This is a genomic window from Ruegeria sp. AP11, assembly GCF_056535865.1.
This window is the reverse complement of sequence record NZ_JBQFJB010000001.1, coordinates 3,277,141-3,301,347: the sequence shown is the minus strand read 5'-3', so window position 1 is coordinate 3,301,347 and position 24,207 is coordinate 3,277,141. Positions and strand designations below refer to the sequence as shown.

The 24,207-nt window shown below is 57.8% G+C and carries 26 protein-coding genes, 1 tRNA gene and 1 pseudogene; 9 read left to right on the top strand and 19 right to left on the bottom strand.

Features of this window, described 5'->3' with window-relative positions:
- Nucleotides 1-65: 65 nt before the first annotated feature.
- A pseudogene (locus ACR3E4_RS16505) lies at nucleotides 66-1,417 on the bottom strand (ISNCY family transposase).
- Nucleotides 1,418-1,616: 199 nt separating this feature from the next.
- On the opposite strand from ACR3E4_RS16505, the gene ACR3E4_RS16500 reads away from it, so the two are divergent.
- Nucleotides 1,617-2,384, top strand: coding sequence for an SDR family oxidoreductase (locus ACR3E4_RS16500; protein WP_480532370.1), 768 nt, complete (start codon nucleotides 1,617-1,619; stop codon nucleotides 2,382-2,384).
- On the opposite strand, the gene ACR3E4_RS16495 is transcribed toward ACR3E4_RS16500, so the two are convergent.
- The 4 genes from ACR3E4_RS16495 to ACR3E4_RS16480 are packed head-to-tail and all read right to left on the bottom strand — an operon-like array spanning nucleotide 2,381 to nucleotide 6,389.
- The gene (locus tag ACR3E4_RS16495; RefSeq protein WP_480532372.1) at nucleotides 2,381-3,247 is read right to left on the bottom strand and encodes an acyl-CoA thioesterase; all 867 of its coding nucleotides are present in this window, start codon (nucleotides 3,245-3,247) and stop codon (nucleotides 2,381-2,383) included. The two genes, ACR3E4_RS16500 and ACR3E4_RS16495, sit on opposite strands and share 4 nt — an antisense overlap.
- A gap of 49 nt (nucleotides 3,248-3,296) precedes the next feature.
- On the bottom strand, nucleotides 3,297-4,514 hold the full coding sequence (locus ACR3E4_RS16490; RefSeq protein WP_480532374.1) for a serine hydrolase domain-containing protein: 1,218 nt from the start codon (nucleotides 4,512-4,514) through the stop codon (nucleotides 3,297-3,299).
- Between the two features lie 3 nt (nucleotides 4,515-4,517).
- Nucleotides 4,518-5,546 carry a phosphotransferase gene (locus tag ACR3E4_RS16485; RefSeq protein WP_480532376.1) on the bottom strand — a complete coding sequence of 343 codons (1,029 nt, stop codon included), beginning with the start codon at nucleotides 5,544-5,546 and terminating at the stop codon, nucleotides 4,518-4,520.
- A 24-nt stretch (nucleotides 5,547-5,570) separates the two neighbouring features.
- Nucleotides 5,571-6,389 (bottom strand): SDR family NAD(P)-dependent oxidoreductase, encoded by an 819-nt coding sequence (locus ACR3E4_RS16480; protein ID WP_480532378.1) that lies wholly within the window; start codon nucleotides 6,387-6,389, stop codon nucleotides 5,571-5,573.
- Nucleotides 6,390-6,501: 112 nt separating this feature from the next.
- On the opposite strand from ACR3E4_RS16480, the gene ACR3E4_RS16475 reads away from it, so the two are divergent.
- The 3 genes from ACR3E4_RS16475 (at nucleotide 6,502) to ACR3E4_RS16465 (ending at nucleotide 8,830) form a co-directional block, all read left to right on the top strand.
- On the top strand, nucleotides 6,502-7,503 hold the full coding sequence (locus ACR3E4_RS16475) for an NADPH:quinone oxidoreductase family protein (RefSeq protein ID WP_480532380.1): 1,002 nt from the start codon (nucleotides 6,502-6,504) through the stop codon (nucleotides 7,501-7,503).
- 128 nt (nucleotides 7,504-7,631) lie between these two features.
- Nucleotides 7,632-8,081: a type II 3-dehydroquinate dehydratase gene (aroQ, locus tag ACR3E4_RS16470; RefSeq protein ID WP_480532382.1), complete on the top strand. Its 450-nt coding sequence runs from the start codon at nucleotides 7,632-7,634 to the stop codon at nucleotides 8,079-8,081.
- A complete protein-coding gene (locus ACR3E4_RS16465) occupies nucleotides 8,078-8,830 on the top strand; it encodes an autoinducer binding domain-containing protein (RefSeq protein WP_480532384.1) in 753 nt (250 codons plus the stop codon). Before aroQ ends, ACR3E4_RS16465 begins: the two co-directional genes overlap by 4 nt.
- A 368-nt stretch (nucleotides 8,831-9,198) precedes the next feature.
- On the opposite strand, the gene tsf is transcribed toward ACR3E4_RS16465, so the two are convergent.
- The 5 genes from tsf to ACR3E4_RS16440 all read right to left on the bottom strand — a co-directional run bounded on the left by tsf (nucleotide 9,199) and on the right by ACR3E4_RS16440 (nucleotide 13,001).
- The gene (gene tsf / locus ACR3E4_RS16460) at nucleotides 9,199-10,074 is read right to left on the bottom strand and encodes a translation elongation factor Ts (protein WP_480532386.1); all 876 of its coding nucleotides are present in this window, start codon (nucleotides 10,072-10,074) and stop codon (nucleotides 9,199-9,201) included.
- A 76-nt stretch (nucleotides 10,075-10,150) separates the two neighbouring features.
- The gene (gene rpsB, locus ACR3E4_RS16455; protein WP_480532388.1) at nucleotides 10,151-10,942 is read right to left on the bottom strand and encodes a 30S ribosomal protein S2; all 792 of its coding nucleotides are present in this window, start codon (nucleotides 10,940-10,942) and stop codon (nucleotides 10,151-10,153) included.
- 166 nt (nucleotides 10,943-11,108) lie between these two features.
- Entirely contained in the window at nucleotides 11,109-11,945 is an 837-nt protein-coding gene (gene olsA, locus ACR3E4_RS16450; RefSeq protein WP_480532390.1) for a lyso-ornithine lipid O-acyltransferase, read from the bottom strand.
- A 4-nt stretch (nucleotides 11,946-11,949) separates the two neighbouring features.
- Nucleotides 11,950-12,705, bottom strand: coding sequence for an L-ornithine N(alpha)-acyltransferase (gene olsB, locus ACR3E4_RS16445; protein WP_480532392.1), 756 nt, complete (start codon nucleotides 12,703-12,705; stop codon nucleotides 11,950-11,952).
- Between the two features lie 113 nt (nucleotides 12,706-12,818).
- The gene (locus ACR3E4_RS16440; protein WP_039535521.1) at nucleotides 12,819-13,001 is read right to left on the bottom strand and encodes a DUF3553 domain-containing protein; all 183 of its coding nucleotides are present in this window, start codon (nucleotides 12,999-13,001) and stop codon (nucleotides 12,819-12,821) included.
- Between the two features lie 44 nt (nucleotides 13,002-13,045).
- Here ACR3E4_RS16440 and ACR3E4_RS16435 point away from each other — a divergent pair, with 44 nt between their 5' ends.
- Nucleotides 13,046-13,642: a histidine phosphotransferase family protein gene (locus ACR3E4_RS16435; RefSeq protein ID WP_480532394.1), complete on the top strand. Its 597-nt coding sequence runs from the start codon at nucleotides 13,046-13,048 to the stop codon at nucleotides 13,640-13,642.
- On the opposite strand, the gene ACR3E4_RS16430 is transcribed toward ACR3E4_RS16435, so the two are convergent.
- From ACR3E4_RS16430 to ACR3E4_RS16390, 9 genes are all read right to left on the bottom strand, one after another.
- On the bottom strand, nucleotides 13,639-14,901 hold the full coding sequence (locus ACR3E4_RS16430; RefSeq protein ID WP_480532396.1) for a glutamate-5-semialdehyde dehydrogenase: 1,263 nt from the start codon (nucleotides 14,899-14,901) through the stop codon (nucleotides 13,639-13,641). The two genes, ACR3E4_RS16435 and ACR3E4_RS16430, sit on opposite strands and share 4 nt — an antisense overlap.
- 39 nt (nucleotides 14,902-14,940) lie before the next feature.
- Nucleotides 14,941-16,047, bottom strand: coding sequence for a glutamate 5-kinase (gene proB, locus ACR3E4_RS16425; protein ID WP_480532398.1), 1,107 nt, complete (start codon nucleotides 16,045-16,047; stop codon nucleotides 14,941-14,943).
- Nucleotides 16,035-17,069, bottom strand: a complete 1,035-nt coding sequence (gene obgE / locus ACR3E4_RS16420; RefSeq protein WP_480532400.1) for a GTPase ObgE — start codon at nucleotides 17,067-17,069, stop codon at nucleotides 16,035-16,037. The genes proB and obgE overlap by 13 nt, the downstream gene beginning before the upstream one ends.
- A 37-nt stretch (nucleotides 17,070-17,106) precedes the next feature.
- Nucleotides 17,107-17,643: a GNAT family N-acetyltransferase gene (locus ACR3E4_RS16415; RefSeq protein ID WP_480532402.1), complete on the bottom strand. Its 537-nt coding sequence runs from the start codon at nucleotides 17,641-17,643 to the stop codon at nucleotides 17,107-17,109.
- Complete coding sequence (locus ACR3E4_RS16410; RefSeq protein WP_480532404.1) at nucleotides 17,640-18,248, bottom strand: LysE family translocator; 609 nt, start codon at nucleotides 18,246-18,248, stop codon at nucleotides 17,640-17,642. Before ACR3E4_RS16410 ends, ACR3E4_RS16415 begins: the two co-directional genes overlap by 4 nt.
- A gap of 96 nt (nucleotides 18,249-18,344) precedes the next feature.
- Nucleotides 18,345-18,614 carry a 50S ribosomal protein L27 gene (gene rpmA / locus ACR3E4_RS16405; RefSeq protein ID WP_039535512.1) on the bottom strand — a complete coding sequence of 90 codons (270 nt, stop codon included), beginning with the start codon at nucleotides 18,612-18,614 and terminating at the stop codon, nucleotides 18,345-18,347.
- Between the two features lie 11 nt (nucleotides 18,615-18,625).
- A complete protein-coding gene (locus ACR3E4_RS16400; protein WP_480532406.1) occupies nucleotides 18,626-19,264 on the bottom strand; it encodes a 50S ribosomal protein L21 in 639 nt (212 codons plus the stop codon).
- 208 nt (nucleotides 19,265-19,472) lie between these two features.
- The gene (locus ACR3E4_RS16395) at nucleotides 19,473-20,279 is read right to left on the bottom strand and encodes a DUF2059 domain-containing protein (protein ID WP_480532408.1); all 807 of its coding nucleotides are present in this window, start codon (nucleotides 20,277-20,279) and stop codon (nucleotides 19,473-19,475) included.
- Nucleotides 20,279-21,112, bottom strand: coding sequence for a DUF2059 domain-containing protein (locus tag ACR3E4_RS16390; protein WP_480532410.1), 834 nt, complete (start codon nucleotides 21,110-21,112; stop codon nucleotides 20,279-20,281). The genes ACR3E4_RS16395 and ACR3E4_RS16390 overlap by 1 nt, the downstream gene beginning before the upstream one ends.
- 123 nt (nucleotides 21,113-21,235) lie before the next feature.
- On the opposite strand from ACR3E4_RS16390, the gene ACR3E4_RS16385 reads away from it, so the two are divergent.
- The 4 genes from ACR3E4_RS16385 (at nucleotide 21,236) to ACR3E4_RS16370 (ending at nucleotide 24,203) form a co-directional block, all read left to right on the top strand.
- Nucleotides 21,236-21,325: transfer RNA gene (locus tag ACR3E4_RS16385), tRNA-Ser, on the top strand.
- A 190-nt stretch (nucleotides 21,326-21,515) separates the two neighbouring features.
- A complete protein-coding gene (locus ACR3E4_RS16380; RefSeq protein ID WP_480532412.1) occupies nucleotides 21,516-22,070 on the top strand; it encodes a hypothetical protein in 555 nt (184 codons plus the stop codon).
- Between the two features lie 186 nt (nucleotides 22,071-22,256).
- On the top strand, nucleotides 22,257-23,285 hold the full coding sequence (locus ACR3E4_RS16375) for an alcohol dehydrogenase catalytic domain-containing protein (protein WP_480532414.1): 1,029 nt from the start codon (nucleotides 22,257-22,259) through the stop codon (nucleotides 23,283-23,285).
- 42 nt (nucleotides 23,286-23,327) lie between these two features.
- Nucleotides 23,328-24,203 carry a branched-chain amino acid ABC transporter permease gene (locus ACR3E4_RS16370; protein WP_480532416.1) on the top strand — a complete coding sequence of 292 codons (876 nt, stop codon included), beginning with the start codon at nucleotides 23,328-23,330 and terminating at the stop codon, nucleotides 24,201-24,203.
- The last annotated feature ends 4 nt before the right edge of the window (nucleotides 24,204-24,207 follow it).

Below are 24,207 nucleotides of genomic sequence, written 5' to 3'. Positions count from 1 at the left end.
GGGTTCGCAAAGCAGGAATGTCACCATAGTGCGCTACGGTAGCAAAGCCTGACAGGGCGGAGACTTCATATATCGCAGCCCTGGCTGGCTTTGCGTTTTCTGTCCGCGAGTGTGTTCCAACCGTTGTTTCTGCGCCCGTTCTTGCGATATCCATTGCGATTGCTTTCTGGTTTGACTGTGGTTTTGATTGGGCCTCTTTCCTGTTCTTCCTTGATATGGGCGAGGACAGCGCCGAGGCGCTTGTTTTCCGTGATTGCGGCATGGGTGACGCGCTGCTGGTGCGGATCGAAGATGCTGCAGGGCAGGGCAACGCCTTTTGCGCGCACTTGATTCGGCCATCTGCGAACTCGTAGGTATCGACATATTTGCCGACCAGGCCGCGCGAGAGATCATTGACCTCCAATCTGATGCGCTTGCGGTCGTACTTCAGCGTCAAGTCTCTGGTCACATAGCGTTTGTCGCGCAGACAGAAGACTTCGGCGAGGCGATCCGGTTCAATGTTCAAAGCGCGGTGCAGGTTGTCTGGCTTAGCCGGAGCTTTGGCGAACCTGGCGTTATAGCGCTCGACAAAGTCGGTTAGGAACACGTTACCATCATCTATGTTTGAGATGCCCGCAATGCGCAGTTCTTTGACCAACCGATCTTGTAGCGTCCGGTTTGCACGCTCGACCCGACCTTTGGCTTGAGAGGAATTGGCGCAGATGATCTCGACGTTCAGTTCCGCCAGTGCGCGGCCGAATTGTGTCATGCCAGTCATATGTTTGTTGGGCTTGGGAACTCGAAAGACGGTGTGTTTGTCACTGTAGAAAGCGACGGGACGGCCATGCTTAAGCAGGTAGCGCTCCAAGGCTTCGAAGTAGCTGAACGTGCTTTCGGAAGTCACAAACCGCAACTCCATCAACGTGCTGGTAGCGTCATCAATGAAGACGAGCAGGGTGCAGGGGTCGCTTCGGTCCTCGAACCATCGGTGATCCGAACCATCAATCTGGATCAACTCACCATAGCATTCACGGCGTAGACGCGGCTGATGGAAGGTCCGTCGCTGTTTGCGCGACAGCCAAATCCCGTCTTCCTGCATCCACTTACGAACCGTCTCGCGAGACACCTTCAACCCATGATGCTCAGCCAACATCTCAGCGGCCAGTGTCGGCCCGAAATCCGCGTAGTTTTCTTTGATCAACGCCAACGCATAGTCGCGCTTGGCTTTGTGAATCCGGTTGTTCGGAGGCTTGCCGCGCGCCTTGTGCCGGATCGCCGATGCTCCATCCCGACGATAGCGTTTCAACAGGCGGAAAATCTGCCGACGCGTCAGGTCCAACATGTTCGCCGCATTGTCGACGGTCAGCAGACCATCGTCGACCTGCGCCAACACCTCTACGCGGTTCAACTCGCGCTCGCTCATCATCACCCAACCCATGTCCGCTCGCCCTCAATGATTTTTGAGGGTAGAGTGACACTTCTGCTTTGCTCATGGGTGACATTTTAGCTTTGCCGCCACACAATCACCAAACGTATAATCGGTATTATGGTTAATATATCCAGCAGCACACAACCAGCTCTGGTGATGGTTTTTCAATCTGTTACGCTAATCTGCAGAACCATGAACGCAGGCAGATATGCATCTGAAGGATAAGACCGTCGTTGTGACCGGTGCAGCCGGAGGTATTGGTGAAGGACTTGCCAGGCGCTTTGCTCATGAAGGCGCTCGCGTGGTTTGCGCGGATATCGACATGGTCGGTGCGCTGCGCGTTTCCGACGAGATTGGCGGTGAAGCGATCCAGTGCGATGTTTCTCTTGAGAACGACATCCGCAACATGATTGAGACCGTCGAGGGCACTATGGCTCCGATCGATCTGTTTTGCGCGAATGCCGGTATTCTCACGCTTGGCGGGCTTGATGTACCAGACGACGAATGGGACCGTATCTGGCAGATCAATGTTATGTCCCATGTCTGGACAGCGCGGCATTTGTTGCCGCGTATGGTGGCGCGCGGCGGCGGATATCTGATGACGACCGCCTCGGCCGCGGGATTGCTTAATCAACCCGGTGCGGCACCGTACGGCGTGACAAAGCATGCAGCCATCGGGTTCGCAGAATGGGTCGCGTTAACCTATGCGCATCAAGGTATCCGGGTGTCAGTTCTGTGTCCCCAGGCGGTGCGTTCGGACATGACCCGCGGACATGAGGATTCGGTTGCGGCAATCGACGGAATGCTCGAGCCCGAATCCGTCGCGCAAACCTGCGTCGAGGCCTTGGCCGAGGAACGGTTTCTGATCCTGCCGCATCCGCAGGTATTGGACTATATGCGTCTGAAAACTGCGGATTATGATCGTTGGATTAGTGGAATGTCCAAGTTAAATCAGAAGTATAACGGAGAAACCTAACGCGAACGACGTCGCCGAAGCAGCCCTTCCTGAGCGACCGACGCGACCAATGTTCCGTCTTGTGAAAAGATCGATCCACGATTGAAACTACGCCCCTGCCCCGTCCATGGCGATTCCATCGCATACAGGTGCCAGTTCTGAAACTGCACCGGCGCGAGGAACCAGATCGCGTGATCCAGACTGGCGCCATCAATCTCACCGGTGAACCAACTGAGGCCATGCGGGCGCATGCCCGAACTTAGCAAGCTCATATCAGAGGCATAGGCCAACAGCAGATGCTGCATGATCCTGTCAGCATGCGCTGCGGCCCCCATTCGGAACCACACATGGTTCCGATCATCTGCTTTCTCAGGAGTGAATATGTCCAGCGGCGCGACCTCTCTGACTTCGATAGGTCGTTCGCGCAGCAGTTCGGTTTTGAGCGATTCTGGTACGCGCGTCAGATATTTCTGCCGCAATTCATCGCGTGAAGGGTGATGCTCTGGCGGTTCAACATCAGGCATCGGGTGCTGATGATCCCATCCATCGTCCTGCTTGTGGAACGATGCCGACAGGTTCAGGATCTGTTTACCGTGTTGGATCGCAACAACGCGGCGGGTGGTGAAAGACCCTCCATCCCGTGCGCGATCCACTTGATAAATAACCGGAATAGACGGATCGCCTGGTCGAATGAAATAAGCGTGCAGAGAATGACACAAGCGATCTTCGACCGTTCTGTAAGCCGCTGCCAGAGCTTGAGCAATCACTTGCCCGCCAAAGATGCGTGTGGGCGTTTCACCACCTGAACCGGTGCCGCGAAACAGGTCGACCTCAAGCGCCTCGATATCAAGCAGGTCAAGCAGGACGCGTTCAGCTTCGGTCATGGGCGGGTCTCCGGTTCGGTGATACTACCCGCTATCATCCGCGTTACGATCATTCAACGAGCGCCCCGTGCACCAGCGCCTTCAACTCTGCCCGCGAGGGATATGAGCTGGAAGGCGACAATTGCGTGAAGAAAACTGCCGAGAAATTGTTGACCGGGTCCACCCATAAATAAGTGGATGCCATGCCGCCCCAGCCGAAATCTCCGACCGAGCCCGGGCACCGCAATCGCGCAGGATCAAGCACCACCGCGCCGCCTATGCCGAACCCGGTGCCCTCCATAGGCTGTTCGGCAAAGCTTTGCGGTCCCATTGAAGCAATGTCACTGGGTAAGTGATTGCGAAACATAAATTCTATGGTTTTAGGTCCCAGTATTCGCACCCCGTCGCCCGAGCCCTTGTTTCGCAGCATCTCTGCGAACAGACCGTAATCGTCGATCGTGCTGATCAGGCCGCCTCCGCCAGAAAAGGTGGTGGCGGCTTCAAAGGGTGACTCTCCGGCGCAGTCGACAAGGCGCAGCGTATCGCCTCCGGTTTTGGCCGCATTCAAATCCATCGCATCCCCGGCAAGCGGCGTATAAAGCGAGGCAAACCGGTCCCCTGCCCCGGTCGGCACGGAAAACCCGGTTTCGCGCATGCCCAGCGGGTCAAAGATGTGCTCGGCCAGAAAACGGTCGAATGGCTGACCCGAGACGACCTCGATCACGCGACCGATGACGTCGATGCCGACGGAGTATTCCCAGCGATGACCCGGCTGAAAGGCCAGAGGCAAACCAGCCAGCAGCTTGACCCGATCCGCAAGCGCGCCCTGTGCCGGAGAGAAAATCAGATCAAGCTCATCCATCGCTTCGGGCAACAGCCCGGGATTGAACGGATAGCTCAATCCGCTGGTATGGGTCAGCAACTGGTGCAAGGTTGGCGTCGGCGCGGCCTCGGTCTGATCCAGACGCGTGGCACCGGGGATCAGGGCGTGCATCGATTGAAACTCGGGCAGGAATTCGGATACGGGAGCATCGAGATGGAACAACCCGCGTTCGACCAGCATCATCAGGGCAACCGAGGTCACGGGCTTGGTCATGGAATAGATGCGGACCAGACTATCACGCTGAAATGGCAGGTCTTTTTCGATGCATCGGCGGCCACAGCTATGAAAGAATGCCTCTTGCCCGTCATGCTGGATCAGCAGACTGCTACCGGCGTATTTCCTTTCGTCCACATACCGCTGCATCCAGTCCTGAATGCGGGGCAGCGCCGTTGGGTCAAACTTCATGATCTACTCCTCCAGCGCGGTCAGACCATGCTGGGCAAATACCGGGACGTATGCCCCAAAGGCGCGCGCTCGTGCAGGGTCTGATGCGTTGCCGTCCAACGCCCGTTTATAGACGCCCTGAAGAATAGCGGCCATGCGGAAGAAATTGAAGGCGAGATAGAAACCAAAATTGTCGATCCCGGGCAGGCCGCGCCGCGCGCAGTAGTCTGCAACGAAGGCCCGGTCCGAGGGCAACCCAAGCGCTTCCCGATCCACCCCGGCCAGCCCCCGCCCCTCCTTTCCCGGTGGCAGTTGCCACTGCATGATTACCGCTGCCAAATCCGCATAGGGATGACCGATTGTCGACAACTCCCAATCCAATACGCCAATACATGCCGTTCCATCGCGTTCGAACAGAATATTATCAATGCGATAGTCGCCATGAACCAGTGTTCTTTGCCCGTCTTCAGCAGGCACTTGTAGTTCAAGTTCGTCGATCAACCTATTCATTTGGCTTATGTCTTCGGTTTCAGAAGCGCGGTACTGTTTGGTCCAGCGCCCGATCTGTCGCACGAAATAGTTTCCCGGAGGACCAAAATCCGACAGACCTGCGGCATCGATATCGACCATATGAAGTTCCGCCAAAACCCTGTTCATCTCATCCAGAATGGCAGTCCGGGTGGCGCTGGTTTCGCCCTCCATGACGGGATCCACGAAAGAGCGGCCGTCCAGATGTTCCATCACATAAAAAGCCGAACCGATGACGCTGTCATCCTCGCACAGTAGGTACATCCGCGGCACCGGGACGTTCGTATCGATCAGAGCGCTCTGAACCCGAAACTCACGGTCTACTGCATGCGCGGACTTGAGCAGAACGCCCAGAGGTTTGCGGCGCAGCACGTAGTTTCGATCAGGTGTTCGCAACAGATAAGTCGGGTTCGATTGCCCAACCGTGAATTTGGTAGCCTCTAACGGGCTCTGATAACCTGTTAAATGCGCCTTAAGATACGCATCTACCGCATTTATATCTAACGTATTATCCTGATTAGTCATCCGTCTTCCAGATGTTGAACGCCGCTAAGGTGCGTCAGCGAAGATGTTCCCTCCGCTCTGCACATTGATCCCGCCCGAAACCGGCACGACGGCCCCAGTGACATAACTGCCGCCGCGCCCGCAGAGGAACAGCAGGCAACCCGCAATATCCTCGGCCTGCCCGACACGGCCCAACGGGACAGACTTGCCCACGCGTTCACGCTTGTCCTCATCTTCTGTGGCAAAGGCCGTCATGCGCGACACAAATGGTCCCGGTGCAAGAGCATTTACCGTCACGCGGTACGGCGCCAGCTCTTTGGCCATGATTTTGGAAAGATGAATCACCGCCGCTTTTGATGCGGAATAGCTGTATGCGCCGTCGCCCATCGGCGTTTCACCCATCACCGATCCCACGTTTACCACCCGCGCGGGATCCCGGTCCGAGGCGGATTTCATCAATAATGGCAACAGCTTCTGAGTCAGATCAAAAATGCCCGCTACATTAACCGACATCACTTTGTCCCATGCCGCATAGGGAAATTGACCCATCGGAGCGCCCCAGGTAACCCCCGCATTATTCATCAGGATTTCAAGCGTTTCCGTCCGCTTCTTCACCTCATCGACCAACGCGTCGATCCCTTCTTCGCTGCCGATATCTCCGGCAAACCCTTCGGCAGAACCAGGGGCGTCCAGCGCGTTCAGTTCTGCGGCCACGGCCGCACAGGCCTCACCCTTGCGCGAGGCGATCAGCACACGGGCTCCGGCGCGGACCAGAGCCTCGGCCGCCATCCGGCCAATGCCGGTGGCACCACCGGTGACCAAAGCGGTTTTGCCGTGCAGCGAAAACAATGTTTCGGGCGTCATGAGTTCTCCCTTACCCATTTACCGTTGCGGAAGCGGTGGGGCTGTCTGCTTGACAACACTCGCCTGTAATCCAACGATTTCATGAACACCGAAGCAAGGGGTAAGGAAAAACATGCAAACATTACTCAGCGTCACACCTGGCGGCCCCGAGACTTTGGAACTGACCACTCTGCCCGACCCGACGCCCGGCAAGGGCGAGATTCTGATCCGTGTGCGGGCCGCGGGCGTTAACTTTCCGGACACCTTGATCATTCGCGATCTATACCAAATGAAGCCGCCCCGCCCTTTTGCACCAGGCGGCGAGGTCGCGGGTGAGGTCATCGCGTTTGGTGACGGAGTGAGTGGATTTGCGCCCGGAGATCGGGTATTGGCCCTGACTGGACATGGCGGATTTTCCACCCATCTGGCATTGAGGGCGGCGACGGCGGTGAAAATCCCCGACGCGATGCCCTTCGACGACGCCGCCTGTTTTATCTTTACCTATGGAACCTCGTATCATGCCCTGAAGGATCGGGCGCAGCTGCGATCCGGTGAAACGGTGCTGGTGCTGGGGGCCGCCGGTGGTGTCGGGTCTGCAGCAATTGAGCTGGCCAAGGCGATGGGTGCGCGTGTTATTGCTGCGGTCTCGTCCGCGGACAAGGCGGCGTTCTGCAGGGAAATCGGTGCGGATGAAACCCTCATCTACCCGCCCGAGATGGATCGTGCGGCGCAAAAGGCGTTATCTGCCGAGATCAAGTCGCTGGCTGGCGGTGAAGGCGTTGATGTTGTCTATGATGCGGTTGGCGGCGATTACGCGGAACCTGCGCTGCGCAGCATGGCCTGGGCCGGACGGTATCTGGTCGTTGGTTTTCCCGCCGGTATTCCAAGCCTTCCGTTGAATCTGACCTTGTTGAAAGGGTGCCAGATCGTGGGTGTGTTCTGGGGGGCTTCGGTATTCCGCAACCCCAAGGGGCATGCGCAGAACTTGGGCGAACTGTTCGCCATGTATAGCGACGGCAAGATCACACCTCGGATTCAAGCGCGCTTCCCTCTGGCCCGTGCCGCCGAGGCATTGGATCTGATCAATCAGCGTGCCGTTCTCGGAAAGGTTGTGGTTGCGATGGACGATTTGTGACCCGCGCGGCAACGTCGACTGGTGCTATTGGCCAACATACATAGACGAACCTCACTCACCAATATTCTGGCCGCTGGACGCCCGCCAGTTTCGGGTCTATGAAAAAAAGAAATGGGGACAATTTGAAGATGCACAATATCCTGGTTCTGAATGGACCTAATCTGAATCTACTGGGCACAAGGCAGCCTGAGGTTTATGGCCATACGACGTTGAAAGATATAGAGGATTTGTGCATTTCCCATGGGCGAACTCTGGGGGTGAATATCACCCACCTGCAATCCAACCACGAAGGCGCACTGATCGACGCAATCCATGCGGCGCGTGGCGTCCATGATGGAATCGTTCTGAATGCGGGTGCTTATACCCACACCTCGATCGCTCTGATGGATGCGATCGCCTCGGCTCAGGTTCCGGTGGTTGAGGTGCACCTGTCCAACATCCACGCGCGCGAGACGTTTCGGCACACCTCTTACATCGCGCTGGTTGCGATTGGGCAGATATGCGGGTTTGGGGCGCAAAGCTATGTTATGGCGCTGGATGCACTTGCTGCCCACCTCAGCAAGGAGAGTGCGGCATGATCCTCAAGGATTACCTGAATTTTCTGAGCTATACCAAAACGCTCGAAGAACTTTGGGATGCGCATTGCCGCCAGATGGCAAAATATGGGTTCGACCGTATTTTATATGGCTACACACAGTACCGTACGGCGACTTCGCTGGGCGATCCCGAAGACTTTGTGATACTGACCAACCATTCCTCGGAATACCTGGACGGGTTCATTCGGTCTGGTCTTTATTTCCATGCACCTATGCTGAAATGGGCTCTGAATAACGAGGGCGCCGCAAGCTGGAGCATGATCCACGACATGATGTCCAGCGGTACAATGTCGCCGGAAGAACGCCGGGTGTTCGAGTTCAACAAATCCCGAGGCGTTACAGTCGGGTATACCGTCAGCTTCAACTCTGTCTCGATGCGCTCGAAAGGCGCGATTTCTCTGTCATCGAACAATCATAGCCAGGATGAGATAAACGATGTCTGGCAAGAGCACGGCGATGACATTCTGTTGATGAACAATGTCGCCCATTTAAAGATTCTGACCCTGCCCTATCACGCCCCAAACCGTGCCCTGACCAAGAGGCAGCGGGAAGCGTTGCAATGGGTTGGCGATGGCAAAACCACGCAGGACATCGCGTTGCTGATGGGGCTGACCGCGGCCACCGTCGAAAAGCATCTTCGCCTCGCCCGCGAGGCGCTTTCTGTTGAGACCACTGCGCAGGCCGTTCTGAAGGCCGCTCTTCAGAATCAAATGTTTGTGATGGAAGTCTAATGCTAAATTGACGCTAACTTGTGTCAAATTGACCCTAGGTAAGGAAATCATGACTTTCCAATCGGTCATGAAAATTGCAACCTATTCGTGTTCCGTGAGTGGTGGCTTTAGCCAGGGAACGTTTTGATTGGATCTTTGCGATAACGAAGCTCTCCGATCGCTCTGACTCTGAGGCGTCTATTCGTCCACGTCTCTTTGTTGGAATTTTTGAGGGGCCCTGTCCATCCCCATCATAGCGGGGCCCCTCATACCTCCATCATCAGACATGGCTATCTTTTCGGCGCGGGCACGAAATCCATTGATTCAATACAGAAAAACCCGGCTGCCTGCGGCAACCGGGTTCTTTGCTTTTAAGCTTTGGGTTTGCCTTAGCCTTGTGCGGCTTTGGCAACTTCTGCTGCGAAGTCTTCTTTTTCGACCACGATACCTTCGCCAACTTCCATGCGGATGAAGCCGGTGATGGTTGCGCCTGCTTCCTTGGCAGCCGCTTCGACGGTCAGATCGGGGTTCACAACGAACTGCTGGTTCAGCAGAGTCGATTCGGCGACGAATTTCTTCATGCGACCTTCGATCATCTTCTCGATCACCTGCTCCGGCTTGCCGGATTCGCGGGCGATGTCCATCTGAACCTGCTTTTCTTTCTCGACAACAGCCGGGTCCATGTCCGCTTCGGACAGGGCAGCCGGGTTCACAGCCGCGATGTGCATCGCAACTTGCTTGCCGATGGCTTCGTCGCCGCCCGAAAGGGCAACCAGAACGCCGATTTTACCCATGCCGGTTGTCGCTGCGTTGTGGACGTAGGACACAACAGTGTCGCCCGACAGCTTCGACATGCGGCGCACCGACATGTTTTCGCCAATGGTGGCGATCTTATCGGTCAGCGTGTCAGCAACGGTTTTACCACCCAGATCAGCCGCCAGCAGCGCGTCAACATCGTCGACGCCTTCGGCCGCGTAGGTGATCTTGCCGACCATTTCCTGGAACTCGCCGTTCTTCGCAACAAAGTCGGTTTCCGAGTTCACTTCGACAGCAACACCGTTGCCACCGTTGACGTGTACGGCCACCAGACCTTCGGCTGCGGTACGGCCCGATTTCTTCGCCGCTTTGGCCAGACCCTTGGTGCGCAGCCAATCTACGGCTTCGTCCATATTGCCGCCGGTTTCGGTCAGCGCTTTTTTTGCGTCCATCATGCCTGCGCCGGTCGAGTCGCGCAGTTCTTTCACCATTGCTGCTGTGATTGCCATCTTTTGGCTCTCCTCAATTCAAACGGAATTGGGGCAGGTCTACCCTGCCCCATATGTCATTTACGTGACGGGCAGCTTACGCTTCTGCAGCGGCTTCTGCTTCGGCGGGGGCCTCTTCTGCCACGGCTTCCTCAGCCGGGGCTTCTTCGAATGCACCGATGTCAACGCCTGCTGCACCCATCTGAGCGGTCATGCCGTCCAGCGCAGCACGTGCGGCCAGATCGCAGTACAGCGCGATGGCGCGGGCTGCGTCGTCGTTGCCGGGGATGATGTAGTCAACACCATCGGGCGAGCAGTTGGTGTCGACAACAGCCACAACCGGGATACCCAGCTTGTTGGCTTCGGCGATGGCCAGTGCTTCTTTTTTGACGTCGATGACGAACAGCAGGTCCGGAACGCCGCCCATTTCGCGGATACCACCCAGCGAAGCCTGCAGCTTGGCCTGGTCACGCTCCATGCCCAGACGCTCTTTCTTGGTCAGGCCTTCGGCACCCGATTCCATGGCTTCGTCGATCTGGTTCAGACGGTTGATCGACTGGGAAACGGTCTTCCAGTTGGTCAGCGTGCCGCCCAGCCAGCGGTGGTTCATATAGTACTGAGCCGACTTTTCAGCAGCTTCGGCGATCGGCTGAGCTGCCTGACGCTTGGTGCCGACGAACAGAACACGGCCACCTTTTGCAACGGTGTCGCGGACCGCCTGCAGAGCCTGATCCAACATCGGGACGGTCTGGGTCAGATCCATGATGTGAATACCATTGCGCGAGCCGTAGATGAACGGGCCCATGCGGGGATTCCAACGCTGTGTCTGGTGACCAAAGTGAACGCCAGCTTCCAGCAGCTGACGCATGGTGAACTCGGGAAGAGCCATGCTATTTTCCTTTTCCGGTTTACGCCTTGGCGGGGGTGAAAGAAGCGGATGCTCCAACCGGCGGTCTTAATGAGGATGTCTCCCTCAAAAAGGCCAAACCCCGCCTGCGGGTTTGAATGGCGCGCGTATACGGCAGGTTTTGAGGCAGTGCAAGGGCCAAATGCCCTTATTTTTCAAGCGATGCGAGCGCGTGTGCGTGGCGAACGGCCTGTTCGCAATGCGCGGCCAGCTCTTTGCGATTGGCAAAGTCGCTGACTTTGGCGGGTGCGTGATATATCAGCTCGACTGCCCCTTGCCTGCGCGCCCCAAGCGTCTTGAGCAGATGGGGGCCGAAATCCATGTCGCCCCACCAGCCATAAAACCGGCCCGGCTGCCCTTTGGGCGCGTGATAGATCACCGACACCGGTTGTACATACATGAAATCCCTCAACTCATCAGTGAAGAACGCAGCAAAAAGCGTTGTTTTGAATGGCAAAACACGCAATCCATCGGTCGATGTTCCTTCGGGGAAGAACAACAGTTTATGGCCTGCCGAAAGGCGTTCCTGAAACACCAACGTCTGCTCTCGCGCTTTCTTGCGGTCGCGCTCGATGAAAACGGTACCTGTTGCACGCGCCAGCCAACCAATCCCCGGCCATTTCGCAACTTCTGCCTTGGAAACGAAATAGACCCGCTTGCGGGCATTCAGCGCGAATATGTCCAGCCACGAGCTGTGATTGGCCACAACAGCCCCACGTTCCTGCATCAGGTTCCCCGAGGTCCGGAACCCGATTCCTAATATTCGAAACGCGTTGCGACATACAAACTGGGTGATATGCGGTGTGACCGGGCGATACATGCCAAACAGCGGTATTTCGACCAGCCGGACAACCAGCAACACGATCAGCCCGCCAAAAACCAGAATTGCCAGGGGCAGACCGCGCAGGACCGTCAGGATCCAGCCCACGAATCCCAGATGCAGCGGATCGGGGTCGTCGTCACTTTGCCACGAGGTTCCGCTCATCGTGTCAGGCCCCACTGTAAATGCGGCGCTGCCGCTCGTTCATGCGGGCTGTGTCGAGGATCAGGCACACGTCGGTAGTGTTGAAGGCGTGGTCTATAAAAGCCCCCTCGCCCACGAACCCTCCCAGCCGCAAGTAAGCCTTGATCAATGCGGGCACCTGCACCATCGCCGCGCGGCGATCCAACGCGTCCTTCGCGACCAGATCCATCGATTGATACACATCCGGCTGCGCGCGCACCCTGAGGTCCGGTGGTGCAAGATGGTTGTGATGCAGCATCGACAGGGGCTGCGCCAGTTTCTGAACTTCGGTGCCGTGAAAGCTGGCAACGCCAAACAGCACCTCGATCTCGCGCTCGGCCACATAGGCGGCCAACCCGTTCCAGAGATGATACATGGCGGTGCCGCCGCGATAATCCGGGTGCAGGCAGGACCGGCCCAGTTCCAGCAGCTTTCGCCCGCCGTCCTTGAGCACGCTCAGATCGTACTCATCCTCGGAGTAGAACCGCCCGAGTTCTTTCATACGTTCGCCCGGTAACAGCCTGTAAACGCCGATTGTTTCCCCGGTTTGGTTGTCTATCGCCAGCATGTGGTCGAAATACGGATCGAACTGATCCCGCTCCAACCCGGCCTCGTGATCAACCATCTCTCCGCCGCCGCCCAGTTCGCGGACAAACACGTCATAGCGCAAACGCTGGGCGGCGCGCAGTTCGTCCTCGGTCTCGGCCAATTTGATTGTGAACGAAGGGCCTGTATCTGGCATTGAGATTTCCGTCTAAGAGTCTTGCGCTGATAACGCAGGACTCCGGGCGAAGGCAATATTCTCTCGCCGGGTCACACTTATGATCAACGGCGTTAACCATTCCTAAACCAGTTTCACAGATCAAAGACCGGCATCAGGGCTATGCGTGTCCCGTCGATTACCACTTTCCCCTGCTCGCGAAAGTTCACGGTGATCTTGCCTCCGATATTGGACTGAACCTGTCCAACGCCCCAATCGGGGAAATCGGGGTGGCGGACATACATGCCCGGTGCAAGAATAGCATTCAGGTCTGTCATATCGGGGCTCCGGCTTCCTGCGGCAGATGCAGCAGGAGGTACGCATGGGTGCAACAGACGTCAACCTGGCCGAGTTGATCGGATCCCGGATTTGCCATGATCTGATCAGCCCGATCGGGGCCATCACCAACGGGCTTGAGCTGCTCGAAATGGTGGGCGCCGTACAGGGCCCCGAGATGGAGCTGATCTCGGGCAGTGTTGGCAGCGCGGGCGCACGTATTCGGTTCTTTCGGGTGGCCTTTGGCTCTGCCAGCGACCAGCCGCTGGGTCGGACCGAGGTCAGTGAGCTTCTGCGTGATGTGGAACGCGCAGGCCGGGTCCGCATCCGCTGGAACCTGACCGAGGCAGTGCCGCGCAATCAGGTCAAGCTGGCGTTTCTGGCCCTGATGTGCTGCGAAAGTGCGATGCCGTTCGGCGGAGAGGTCGAGATTTCGACACAGGACAACTTTTGGACCGTGACGGGCGTCGCCGACAAGCTGAACATCGACAGCGGCTTGTGGAAGGGCGTCGTAAATGGACGCTTTGTCGATATGGTCAGCCCGGCGCAGGTTCAATTTGCGCTGTTGCCCGAAACGGCGACCTCCATGGGCCGCCGGGTCGCTGCCGAGACCACCGCGACCCGGGTCACGCTACGGTTCTAGGCGCGGGTCGTTCCATTTCCGCGCACCAGATATTTGAAACTGGTTAACTGTGCGGCCCCAACCGGGCCGCGCGCGTGCATTTTGCCGGTTGCGATCCCGATTTCGGCGCCCATGCCAAACTCTCCGCCATCCGCAAATTGGGTCGAGGCATTGTGCATCAGAATGGCGCTGTCCAGACGTTCGAAAAAGCGCGCAGCCGCAGCCGGATCTTCGGTCATGATGCAATCGGTGTGGTTTGAGCCGTACTGCCGGATATGCGCGATCGCCGCGTCGATATCAGCCACGGGTCGCGCCGCAATGATGCTGTCGAGGTATTCCTTGCCCCAGTCATCCTCGGTCGCAGCCACCGTGTTTTCAGTGGCCAGCGCACCTTGTGCATGAACTTCAACCCCAGCGGCTTGCAGTGCTGCAACAAGGTCGTGGCCAAGCGTTTCGGCTACATCCTGATGGATCAGCAGGCATTCCGCCGCGCCGCAGATTCCGGTGCGCCGGGTTTTGGCATTCAGTACAACATCCAGCGTTTTCTGCGGATCGGCGGCCTTGTCGACATAGATATGGACGATGCCTTCGAGATGCGCAAAGACCGGAACCCGCGCCTCTCGCTGCACAAGCCCGACCAGGCCTTTGCCACCGCGGGGCACAATGACATCGACAAAGTCGGTCATGGTCAACAATTCCTGCACCGCTGCACGGTCGCGCGTGGGCACCAATTGAATGGAGTCTTCAGGCAGATTGGCCGCTTTCAGCCCCTCGACCAGACAGGCGTGAATCGCGGTTGAGGAATGAAAACTCTCGGACCCACCGCGCAAGATCACCGCATTGCCGGATTTCAGACACAGCGCACCCGCATCCGCCGTCACGTTCGGGCGGCTTTCATAGATCACGCCAATTACCCCCAGCGGTGTGCGCACACGCTGAATGTTCAGGCCCGAGGCCATGTCCCATTCGGCAATCACCTCACCCACCGGATCGGCCTGATCGGCCACGGTGCGCAACCCGTCAACCATGCCCTGAACACGTGCCTCATCCAGCATCAGGCGGTCCATCATCGCCGGGCTCAGGCCCTTTTCGCGGCCGAATTCCAGATCTTTCTTGTTGGCCTCGATGATGTCGGCACGATTGGTCCAGACGGCTTCGGCCGCTGCAATCAGCGCGGCATGTTTCCGTTCGGCGTTGGCGAAAGCCAGTTCTTGCGATGCGGCTTTGGCACGTGCACCAAGGTCGGCCATCATTGCGGGAATGTTGTCGAAATCCTTCATCTCAAGCGCCTTTCGGTTTCAGTTTATCAGGCCCGGCCATTACAGCGCCAGATCGTCCCGGTGGATCAGCGCCGCGCGGCCAGGATAGCCCAGCGTCGCCTCGATTTCGGACGATTTCCGTCCCTTGATCGCGTCCGCCTCTTGCGCGGTATAGCGGCTGAGCCCTTGCGCCAGCCGCCGCGCATGCGCGTCCAGTATGGCCACCGGGTCACCACGGCCAAAATCTCCGGTCACCTCGACGATACCAGCGGGCAGCAGGCTCTTGCCATTGGACAACGCCTTTGCCGCGCCGTCATCGATCACGATCTCGCCGCGCGGTTTCATCGCCGAGATCCAGCGTTTCCGGGCCGCATGCGGATCAAGTGTAGCCGTGAACCATGTGCAGTTTGCACCATTATCGAGCGTTCTCAAAGGGTTCTGTGGCGATCCTTCCGTGATCGCCATATCGCACCCGCCTGCCGTGGCCATTTTTGCCGCCAGCAGTTTGGTCTTCATACCGCCCTTGGACAGACCCGATCCTGCATCGCCCGCCATCGCCTCGATCTCGGGGGTGATCTGTTTGATCACATCATAACGGGTGGCTGAGGCGTCTTCGTTGGGGTTGCCGGAATAGAACCCGTCGACATCCGACAGCAGGATCAACTGATCCGCCCCGATGGTCACGGCGATCTGAGCGGCCAGCCGGTCATTGTCGCCATATCGGATCTCATCTGTGGCAACTGTGTCGTTTTCGTTGACAATCGGAACGACGCCCAGACTCAGCAGGGTTTCCAATGTCGCACGGGAGTTCAGATATCGCCGCCGGTCTGCGCTGTCTTCCAGAGTCACCAGCACCTGAGCGGTCTTGATCTCATGCGGCGCCAGCGCTTCTTCATAGGCGCGCGCCAGACGGATTTGACCGACCGCTGCGGCTGCCTGCGATTGCTCCAGCGGCAGATTCTGCATCGGCAGGCCAAGAACGCCTCGGCCCAGCGCGATTGATCCCGACGAGACCAGTACAACATCCGTGCCCTGCCCTTTCAGCCAGGCCACATCCTGCGCCAGCGATTTCAGCCAATCCGATCTGAGCAGTCCCGTTTTTCGGTCGACCAGCAAGGCCGATCCGATCTTGACCACCAGACGGCGGGCATTGCTCAGGGTTGCCAAGGCGTGGCCTCCTCGCTGGGTTTCTGGCGCAGTCGGTTTTCGTCGATCTGCGCCCGCAAGGCGCGCAACACCTCGGTCACGCCCAGATGCGCAACGCCGGACATGGTCATGACCGGGCCGCCGACGGCCTCTTCCAGTTCGGACTTGATCAGGTCACGTTCTTCGTCGTCCAGCGCATCGATCTTGTTCAGAACAGTGATGCGCGGTTTGTCCGCCAACGCGCCGCCATAGGCTTCGAGTTCGGTGATGATGGTGTGATAATCCTGGACCACGGTTTCCGAGGTGCCGTCGACCAGATGCAGCAGCACCGCGCAGCGTTCCACGTGTCCGAGGAAACGGTCACCGATCCCGCGCCCTTCATGTGCGCCCTCGATCAGGCCGGGAATGTCAGCCACAACGAATTCCACGTTGTCAACGCCGACAACGCCCAGGTTCGGGTGCAGTGTTGTGAACGGATAATCCGCGATCTTGGGGCGCGCATTCGATGTGGCGGCCAGAAAGGTCGATTTGCCCGCGTTGGGCATACCCAGCAGGCCGACATCAGCAATCAGTTTCAGCCGCAGCCAGATGGTGCGGTCGATGCCCGCCTGCCCCGGATTGGCGCGGCGCGGGGCCTGATTGGTCGCGGATTTGAAATGCAGGTTGCCGAAGCCGCCATTGCCACCTTTGGCCAGCAACACCCGTTGTCCAACCTCTGTCAGGTCGCAGATCACGGTCTCTTCGTCTTCGTCCAGGATCTCGGTCCCGACCGGCACGCGCAGAACGATATCATCGCCATCCTTGCCGGTGCGCTGCTGACCGCGACCGGGTTGTCCGTTTTTGGCGAAGAAATGCTGTTGATAGCGGAAGTCGATCAGGGTGTTCAGCCCGTCGACAACCTCGGCCCAGACCGAACCGCCCTTACCGCCGTCCCCGCCATCGGGGCCGCCGTATTCGATGTATTTTTCGCGCCGAAAGCTGACGCAACCGCCACCTCCGGCCCCGGACCGGATGTAGACCTTTGCAAGATCGAGAAATTTCATGACTGTCCCCTACTGCAAAGGCCCCACCGGCCACAAGTCAGAGTTTCTTAGTATATGTCCAGGTGGGCACATTCGCGTCGCGCGCCACCGAATAGCTTTCCGCATCGCCAAGATACTGGAATCCGCAATGGGTCAGCACCCGGGCCGAGGCCGGATTGTCCTGAAACACGCTGGCGAACATGTTGGCGTTCTCAAGCGGGTTGGCATTCACCAGCGCTTCAACCGCCAGCGATGCGATGCCGGTGTTCCAATAGAGCGGCGCGACCCAATAGCCAACTTCGGACTGATTGCGATCTAACCGGGTCAGTGAGATCACGCCGATCAGCTCTGGCCCGCCATCCTTGGTGGCATCCATTGCCCAGACATCCTCGTCCCGGTCCTCGGCCATCGCCCGCGTCACAAACGCCTCGATCGAGCCGGGCGGCAACGGATGCGGTATGCTGGACGTCATGCGCGCCACGCGCTCTTCGCCTGCATAATGTTCAATGAGACCCATATCCGACCGACGCAGAGGGCGCAGGTCGAACCGCTCGGTTTCGATGACCGGCTGATTGATTATCGTCTCAAGTTTCATGAGTGCGTTCCTCCTCCGAACAACACAAAAAGTACGGACGCAACAGTCAAACTCGCTAACGTCCACATCAGATATTTTTCCGCAGGCCGACCTTCAACCGCATGGGCGATCCGATCTCCGGCAAATGTCCAGACCGGGTGTAGAATGACCTGGCAAAGTAACAAACACGCAGCGATCGTAAGCGTCGCGTCAAAGCTGGAGGTCCCGGTGGCGACAAACCCCGTGAACCCGGCAATAATCATCGCCCAGGCCTTGGGATTGAGCGGATGCACGATCAGTCCGGCCATGAAACCCGGCACCTGCTCATCCGCCGACCCGCGTGACAACCGCAGATTGGCGATCTTCCACGCAAGCCAGCAAATATAGGCGGCTGAAGCGTATTTAAGCGCCTCAAACACCAGTGGTGCCTGATCGGCAACCTGCATCAAACCGAAACCAACCGGCCAGATGATCAACTGCTTGCCCAGAATGACGCCGCCCACAAAGGGCAGCGCCGCCCGAAAGCCATAGCGCGCACCCGTACCCAGCAGGACCATGTTGGCCGGTCCCGGCGTGCCGACCTGGCTGGCGGCAAAAATCAGGAAACTGGTGGTCGCGACGGTCATCGGTTCGGGTGATCACAACTGCGTTAAAACGAAAAAGGGACCGGCAATTTCTGCCGGTCCCCCATGAATTTTTTATTAAACCTTCTGGGTTTCGGCTTACTCTGCGGCCTCCGCCACTGGCAGGACCGAAATAAAGGTGCGGTTCTTGAGTCCCTTGTGGAACTTCACGGCGCCATCGGTGGTTGCAAAAATGGTGTGATCTTTGCCCATGCCCACGCCTTCGCCCGGCCAGAACTTGGTGCCGCGCTGACGCACGATGATGTTGCCTGCGATGGCGGCCTGACCACCATACAGTTTCACGCCAAGGCGACGACCCGCTGAGTCGCGACCGTTACGGGAGGAACCGCCAGCTTTCTTATGTGCCATTCTCTCTCTCCTTAGCCTTTAGCCAGTTCTTTGGCCTGTTCGATCCAGCCTTCACGCTCGATCCGGCCTTTGAACGACAGTTTCTCGTCCATAGCAGCAACGTCTTCATCCGTCCATGCCGCAATCTGGGCAAAGGTGGTGATGCCTGCTTCGAGAAGTTTCTTCTCAAGCGCCGGACCAACACCGGACAGTTTCTTCAGATCGTCCGCGCCAGCTTCGGCAGCGGGTGCCTCGGCTTTGGCAGCTTTCTTGGCCGGTGCTTTCTTGGGTGCAGCCGCTTCAACAGCAGTTGCAGAAACCGAACCGGTTGCAGCTTTGATGCCCGATTTGTCAGCGCCCGACGACAGGATGTCGGTGATTTTGACCAGGGTCAGTTTCTGACGGTGGCCAACGGTACGCTTCGAGCTGTGCTTACGACGGCGTTTGACGAATTTGATGACCTTGTCACCTTTGATCTGTTCGATCACTTCGGCCTGTACGCCCGCGCCTTCAACGAAAGGTGCGCCAACAACCGGTGCGTCACCGCCCAGCATCAGAACATCGTTGAATTGAACTTTTTCACCTGCGTCGGCAGCCAGTTTTTCAACGCGGAGGATATCGCCCGCCTGAACCTTGTACTGCTTGCCGCCAGTCTTGAGGACCGCAAACATGCGTCTTTCCTTTGTCTAACCGCGTTCTGTGGTCCCCTCTCGGGCGTTGCTGGCAAATGCCACCTCGAACAGCGCGCCCTTTTCGGGCTGTGTGACGACCCGAAGGCATCAGCCGTTGGGTCAATAATAACGAGACCCGGCGCGGAGATTCCGGCCGGGATGCGCGCTTATCCAAACATTCATGGGTAAAGTCAACCCAATTCCGGGATCAGAGATCAGACGCCTGCATCGCCTGAGCCACCGCCTCACCCAATTGGAAGGAAATACCGTTGATCATCTGATCGAACCCTTCAAACAAAGCCTTGTTCAGGGCGCGCCCGGTTTCGGTGCGGGAAAAGGCGATATTCTCTCGCATCTGGGATTCTGACAGCGGCTGATAGGCCATCAAAAGGAAAGAGTACATCCATTCCGTCGTCTCTTTCTTTGTCTCCTCTCGCTGCGAGAGCAGTTCTGCCAGCCAGGCTTCTTCATTGGCACCTGCGTCCTGCCCGGTCGCCAATCCGCGATAGAAACTGAAATCAGCGCTGATCGTGCCCCTGACATTCTGTTCGATCAGATCGTTGACCTGAACATATTCATCCACCAGTCGAAAAAACGTGTCTTCACGATCCGCTTGTTCATATACCGTGCGCGCCATGTCCTCGATTGTTTCATCGGATAAGGCACGCCGCGCCGAATTCTCAAGCGAGACGATGGTTTGCCCAAGATCGCTTTCAAAGAAAATGGCTGCCTGTTCCAGTTGCGCTTCGGACATATTTCGTTCGACTGCGTTTGACATCTGCAGGTGCATCCGGTCGGGATCATAGAGACGGCTGATCTGCGCCTCAAAATAGCTCCCACCTGAGCCACCCAACATCATCTCATTCAACGATTGCCCCTGCGCCCGACCCTCATCACTGAGGATGTTCAGAAACTCGGACAAATGCATGGCTTGCAACAGCCGCTCGACCTGCTCACCTGCGGTCAGCGAACCTGCCGACAATAGCAGCGCTGTTACTGCGGCCAGCAAACGCATCAGATGTCCTGCGCCGGGCGCAGTTCCGCCATTCGGGCGGCCAGAACCTCAAACCGCATGGCCATGATCTCATACTGGATGGCGTTCAGCAGTTCGTAAACTTCCTGCATCATCGGTTGCTCCAACGCCTCAACATATGCGTCGACATCGGCATCCGAGAAATCCTTGTACGTACTAGCCGCACCTGCCAGTGCAGAAAGCTGCAACGACCGGCGCATATCGCCCTCGTTCTGGCGCATTCTTTCTCGAAGCTCGTCGCCGTTGAGCTGTAGCTCGATAACGCCGGATGCGCTGGCAGCCAGCAGGAACCGAACCTGAATCTCCTGCAGTGCCCGCAGGGACGTGCCGCTGGCATCCACCGCACGATTCATGCGCTTCAGGCTTTCGACCCGGGTCGAGCCCTTTTTGATCAGCTCGGACACGATTTCTTGCCCCTGGCGCTGCTTGCCCTCGTCATCCTCATCCACATGCGCGGCATTCTCGGCTGCAACCAGTCTTTGGCCGAGATCCGAGGCATAGAATTCTACTGCATGGTTCAACGCTTCGTCGCTCAGGGTCTGTTCCAGAATCGTCACAGCGGTTTCATGCATCTTTTCGGTGTCGAACACCTCTTTGGTCAGTCGTGTCCAATCCGAGCCGAATCCGTCCGGATCAATCCCCAGCATCTGAGGCGCCGAAGCCGAGGCCAGTGCGATGCTTTCAAGCGCGACATCAAAGCCTGTTGTGGTCAGAAACGCCTCGATCCGATCCCGGTTTGCGGCCTGCGCCGCCGTGGCAAGGGTGAGCAGCGGTAGAACAAGGCACAAAACGAGGTGGCGTAGATGATATGTCATAGCTATCAGCCTAGGAGTTTTCGGCGCACTGGCAATGGAAAATCCCGCGATCGGTAAATTCCGGAATTTTCTGCTTGCACCCCTGCGCGTTCCTCACTAAATCCCCCCCTCACAGACCCCCGCGGAGAGGTGCCGGAGTGGTCGAACGGGGCGGTCTCGAAAACCGTTGTGGGTGCAAGCCCACCCAGGGTTCGAATCCCTGTCTCTCCGCCATAATCTTCAAGTCCCAAAACTATTAAATGCGCTACAGCCATTGCCAGTGGCGTGAACCCGCCGCCCGATCCGGGGTTAATCAGCGTGCCATGGCCCAAACCCGGATTATGCTGCAATTTCACGGGTTTTCCCCTTTGAGCCCGTGTAGTTTTACCCCATCTCGGCGACAGAGCATTCAAAGGAGACTCATATGTCACGCCTACTACTTATCGTTGCCATCGCCGCCATTGGCGCCGGCGCTTATTATTACACAACCAAACCCGAGCCGACCCCGGCTGAAAAGCTGCAGGCCGCTGCGGAAGACGCCACCGAAGCGGTGGGCGATGCTGCCTCGGCCGTGCAGGAAGCCGCGACAGATGCCGTGAATGAGGCGACCGAACAGGCCTCTGAGGCGGCATCGTCCCTTACAGATCAGGCGACCGAGGCGGCGTCATCGGTCGCAGAACAGGCCAGCGACACTGCCAGCGCTCTGGCGGAACAGGCAAATGACGCCGCCGCTCAGGCGGGCGATCAGGTTGCAGCGCTGGCGACGCAGGGACAGGATTTGCTGAATACCTGGGTACAGGATGGCATGCTGACCGCACAGAATTTCGATTATGATGCGATGCTTGCCTCGGTACAGGACAGCGCATTGGCAGACACCGTAAAAACTCAGGTCATTCAGATCCTTGATGACATCAAGGCATCGCCAGAGACGATAGTAGCGAAAATTCAGGATCTGCGGGCGCTGTTGACGCAGCAATAAGAAAACACCGGGTTGGCCAAAATCGGCCAGCCCGAGTTGCATTGACCCAGCGGATTCCGCCGCGTCATTAAGCTGGCGGATTGACCTCGATGTTTTATTTTGCTTGCCTTGAGTTGAAAGCTGTACGGATTTTCCCCGCTTAAACAGAGGCTTCCGCAGCCCAAATCAGCGACAAAGGATTGCAACATGACAGCCCTGCCCGAGACTATGTTTGCCGTTGTTCAAACGCATGAAGGATATTCGGGCAGCGCCTCTGGCCCGACTTTGGCAGACGCCTCGGACTGGCTGGCCGAAGCAGAAATCCCTGTCCCCACACCGGGACCCGGACAGGTTTTGATCCGGTTGCGTACCGCATCGGTAAACCCGTCCGACATCCACTTTATCAAGGGCGAATATGGCCAGCCGCGTGTCAAAGGCGCCGCCGCCGGGTTCGAAGGCTGCGGCGATGTCGTTGCAACAGGCAGCGGGGCCGAAGCGTTGCAGGGTCAGCGCGTGGCTTTTGTCGCCGCTGGCTCGGGCGCATGGGCTGAATATGTGGTGACGCAAGCGCTGATGTGTATCCCTTTGCGGCCCGATATCTCGGACGAGGATGGTGCGGCGCAGATCGTGAACCCGCTGACCGCAATGGCGATGGTGGATATTGCCCACAACGCCGGAGAGGCCTTTGTCATCTCTGCCGCGACCAGCCAGTTGGGCAAGCTTATGTGCAGTCTGGGGCGTGATCTTGGTTTGAAGCCGATCGCCCTAGTGCGTCGGGCGGAGGCTGTAGACACGTTGAAAGAGCTTGGGGCCGCCGAGGTTCTGGTGACCGGCGACCCGGAGATTTCGGACAGGTTCGACAAGATCAGTTCGGCCCTGAAGCCTCGGGTCTTTCTGGATGCCGTGGCCGATCAACTTTCTGAGCAGATTTTCTGCGCCATGCCAAACGGTGCGCGCTGGGTGTGTTACGGCAAGCTCAGCACTGAGTTGCCGAAGCTGACTCAGATGGGGCAGTTGATCTTCATGAGCAAGCGGATCGAGGGGTTCTGGCTGACCCGCTGGATGATGGATACGCCCCCTGCCGACCAGATGCGGGTTGTCGGTGAAGTGCAAGCCCGGTTCGCGGATGGCCGCTGGCACACGGATGTCTCTGCCCGGCTTTCCCTGCGGGAGGTGCTGCCAAAACTCGCGGACGCGCTGAAAAAGAGTGACGGCAAGGTGATTATCGCGCCATAGTAGATCAAAGCGCCGGACAAAACCGGCTGAGGGAGGGTGAGATTGGATAACGCACAGCTGCTGATCAGCGGGCTGGCGAATGGCTGCGTCTACGGCCTGATCGCACTCGGCTTTGTTCTGATCTACAAAGCGACCGAGGCGGTGAATTTCGCGCAGGGCGATTTCATGATGCTGGGTGCGTTTGTCACCATCGGCCTGACCAACACCGAGTATATGGGCCTGCCCTTCTGGCTGGCGCTGCCGATCTCGCTGGGGATCATGGGGGTATTGGGGTATCTGGTCGACCGACTGATCATCCGCCGCCTGTTTGGCGAAAGCCAGACCGCTGTGGTGATCCTGACCATCGCATTGGGCTTTGTGATCCGTTTTGCCGCCGGGCTGATCTGGGGGCATGAACCGCAGACTCTGCAGAACCCACTGGCCGGGAAAGAGGTGCGTTTTGGTGGCCTCGTGCTGGGGATGGAGGATGTGGCTGTCATCGTCGTCACCGTCCTGCTGACCTGGGGTCTTTACGTGTTTTTCAGCAAAACCAAGCTGGGGCTTGCCATGCAGGGCGCGTCTCAGAACCAGTTGGCGGCTTATTACATGGGTATACCTGTCAAGCGGGTGCAGGGTTTTATCTGGGCACTGGCTGGCGTGGTCGCCGGAATTGCCGGAATATTATTCGCCGCCAAGGGCTCGGTTGATCCCACGACGGGATTGCTGGGGATCAAAGCCTTTGCGGCGGCCGTGATCGGAGGGTTCGGCAGCCTGCCCGGCGCCTTGGCCGGAGGGCTGATCGTCGGCGTCATTGAACCCTTTGCCAGCCGCTACATTGCAGCCGGATACAGCCAGATTGCACCTTACGCGTTGTTGCTGGCGGTTCTGATCTTCCGACCACATGGCCTGTTCAGTCAGGTGCGGGTCAAAAAGGTCTGATCGC

What these genes read in the sequence shown, in the direction of transcription:
- ACR3E4_RS16500 (WP_480532370.1), top strand. Translation starts at nt 1,617, where the DNA reads ATGCATCTGAAGGATAAGACCGTCGTTGTGACCGGTGCAGCCGGAGGT.
- ACR3E4_RS16495 (WP_480532372.1), bottom strand. Translation starts at nt 3,247, where the DNA reads ATGACCGAAGCTGAACGCGTCCTGCTTGACCTGCTTGATATCGAGGCG.
- ACR3E4_RS16490 (WP_480532374.1), bottom strand. Translation starts at nt 4,514, where the DNA reads ATGAAGTTTGACCCAACGGCGCTGCCCCGCATTCAGGACTGGATGCAG.
- ACR3E4_RS16485 (WP_480532376.1), bottom strand. Translation starts at nt 5,546, where the DNA reads ATGACTAATCAGGATAATACGTTAGATATAAATGCGGTAGATGCGTAT.
- ACR3E4_RS16480 (WP_480532378.1), bottom strand. Translation starts at nt 6,389, where the DNA reads ATGACGCCCGAAACATTGTTTTCGCTGCACGGCAAAACCGCTTTGGTC.
- ACR3E4_RS16475 (WP_480532380.1), top strand. Translation starts at nt 6,502, where the DNA reads ATGCAAACATTACTCAGCGTCACACCTGGCGGCCCCGAGACTTTGGAA.
- aroQ (WP_480532382.1), top strand. Translation starts at nt 7,632, where the DNA reads ATGCACAATATCCTGGTTCTGAATGGACCTAATCTGAATCTACTGGGC.
- ACR3E4_RS16465 (WP_480532384.1), top strand. Translation starts at nt 8,078, where the DNA reads ATGATCCTCAAGGATTACCTGAATTTTCTGAGCTATACCAAAACGCTC.
- tsf (WP_480532386.1), bottom strand. Translation starts at nt 10,074, where the DNA reads ATGGCAATCACAGCAGCAATGGTGAAAGAACTGCGCGACTCGACCGGC.
- rpsB (WP_480532388.1), bottom strand. Translation starts at nt 10,942, where the DNA reads ATGGCTCTTCCCGAGTTCACCATGCGTCAGCTGCTGGAAGCTGGCGTT.
- olsA (WP_480532390.1), bottom strand. Translation starts at nt 11,945, where the DNA reads ATGAGCGGAACCTCGTGGCAAAGTGACGACGACCCCGATCCGCTGCAT.
- olsB (WP_480532392.1), bottom strand. Translation starts at nt 12,705, where the DNA reads ATGCCAGATACAGGCCCTTCGTTCACAATCAAATTGGCCGAGACCGAG.
- ACR3E4_RS16440 (WP_039535521.1), bottom strand. Translation starts at nt 13,001, where the DNA reads ATGACAGACCTGAATGCTATTCTTGCACCGGGCATGTATGTCCGCCAC.
- ACR3E4_RS16435 (WP_480532394.1), top strand. Translation starts at nt 13,046, where the DNA reads ATGGGTGCAACAGACGTCAACCTGGCCGAGTTGATCGGATCCCGGATT.
- ACR3E4_RS16430 (WP_480532396.1), bottom strand. Translation starts at nt 14,901, where the DNA reads ATGAAGGATTTCGACAACATTCCCGCAATGATGGCCGACCTTGGTGCA.
- obgE (WP_480532400.1), bottom strand. Translation starts at nt 17,069, where the DNA reads ATGAAATTTCTCGATCTTGCAAAGGTCTACATCCGGTCCGGGGCCGGA.
- ACR3E4_RS16415 (WP_480532402.1), bottom strand. Translation starts at nt 17,643, where the DNA reads ATGAAACTTGAGACGATAATCAATCAGCCGGTCATCGAAACCGAGCGG.
- ACR3E4_RS16410 (WP_480532404.1), bottom strand. Translation starts at nt 18,248, where the DNA reads ATGACCGTCGCGACCACCAGTTTCCTGATTTTTGCCGCCAGCCAGGTC.
- rpmA (WP_039535512.1), bottom strand. Translation starts at nt 18,614, where the DNA reads ATGGCACATAAGAAAGCTGGCGGTTCCTCCCGTAACGGTCGCGACTCA.
- ACR3E4_RS16400 (WP_480532406.1), bottom strand. Translation starts at nt 19,264, where the DNA reads ATGTTTGCGGTCCTCAAGACTGGCGGCAAGCAGTACAAGGTTCAGGCG.
- ACR3E4_RS16395 (WP_480532408.1), bottom strand. Translation starts at nt 20,279, where the DNA reads ATGCGTTTGCTGGCCGCAGTAACAGCGCTGCTATTGTCGGCAGGTTCG.
- ACR3E4_RS16390 (WP_480532410.1), bottom strand. Translation starts at nt 21,112, where the DNA reads ATGACATATCATCTACGCCACCTCGTTTTGTGCCTTGTTCTACCGCTG.
- ACR3E4_RS16380 (WP_480532412.1), top strand. Translation starts at nt 21,516, where the DNA reads ATGTCACGCCTACTACTTATCGTTGCCATCGCCGCCATTGGCGCCGGC.
- ACR3E4_RS16375 (WP_480532414.1), top strand. Translation starts at nt 22,257, where the DNA reads ATGACAGCCCTGCCCGAGACTATGTTTGCCGTTGTTCAAACGCATGAA.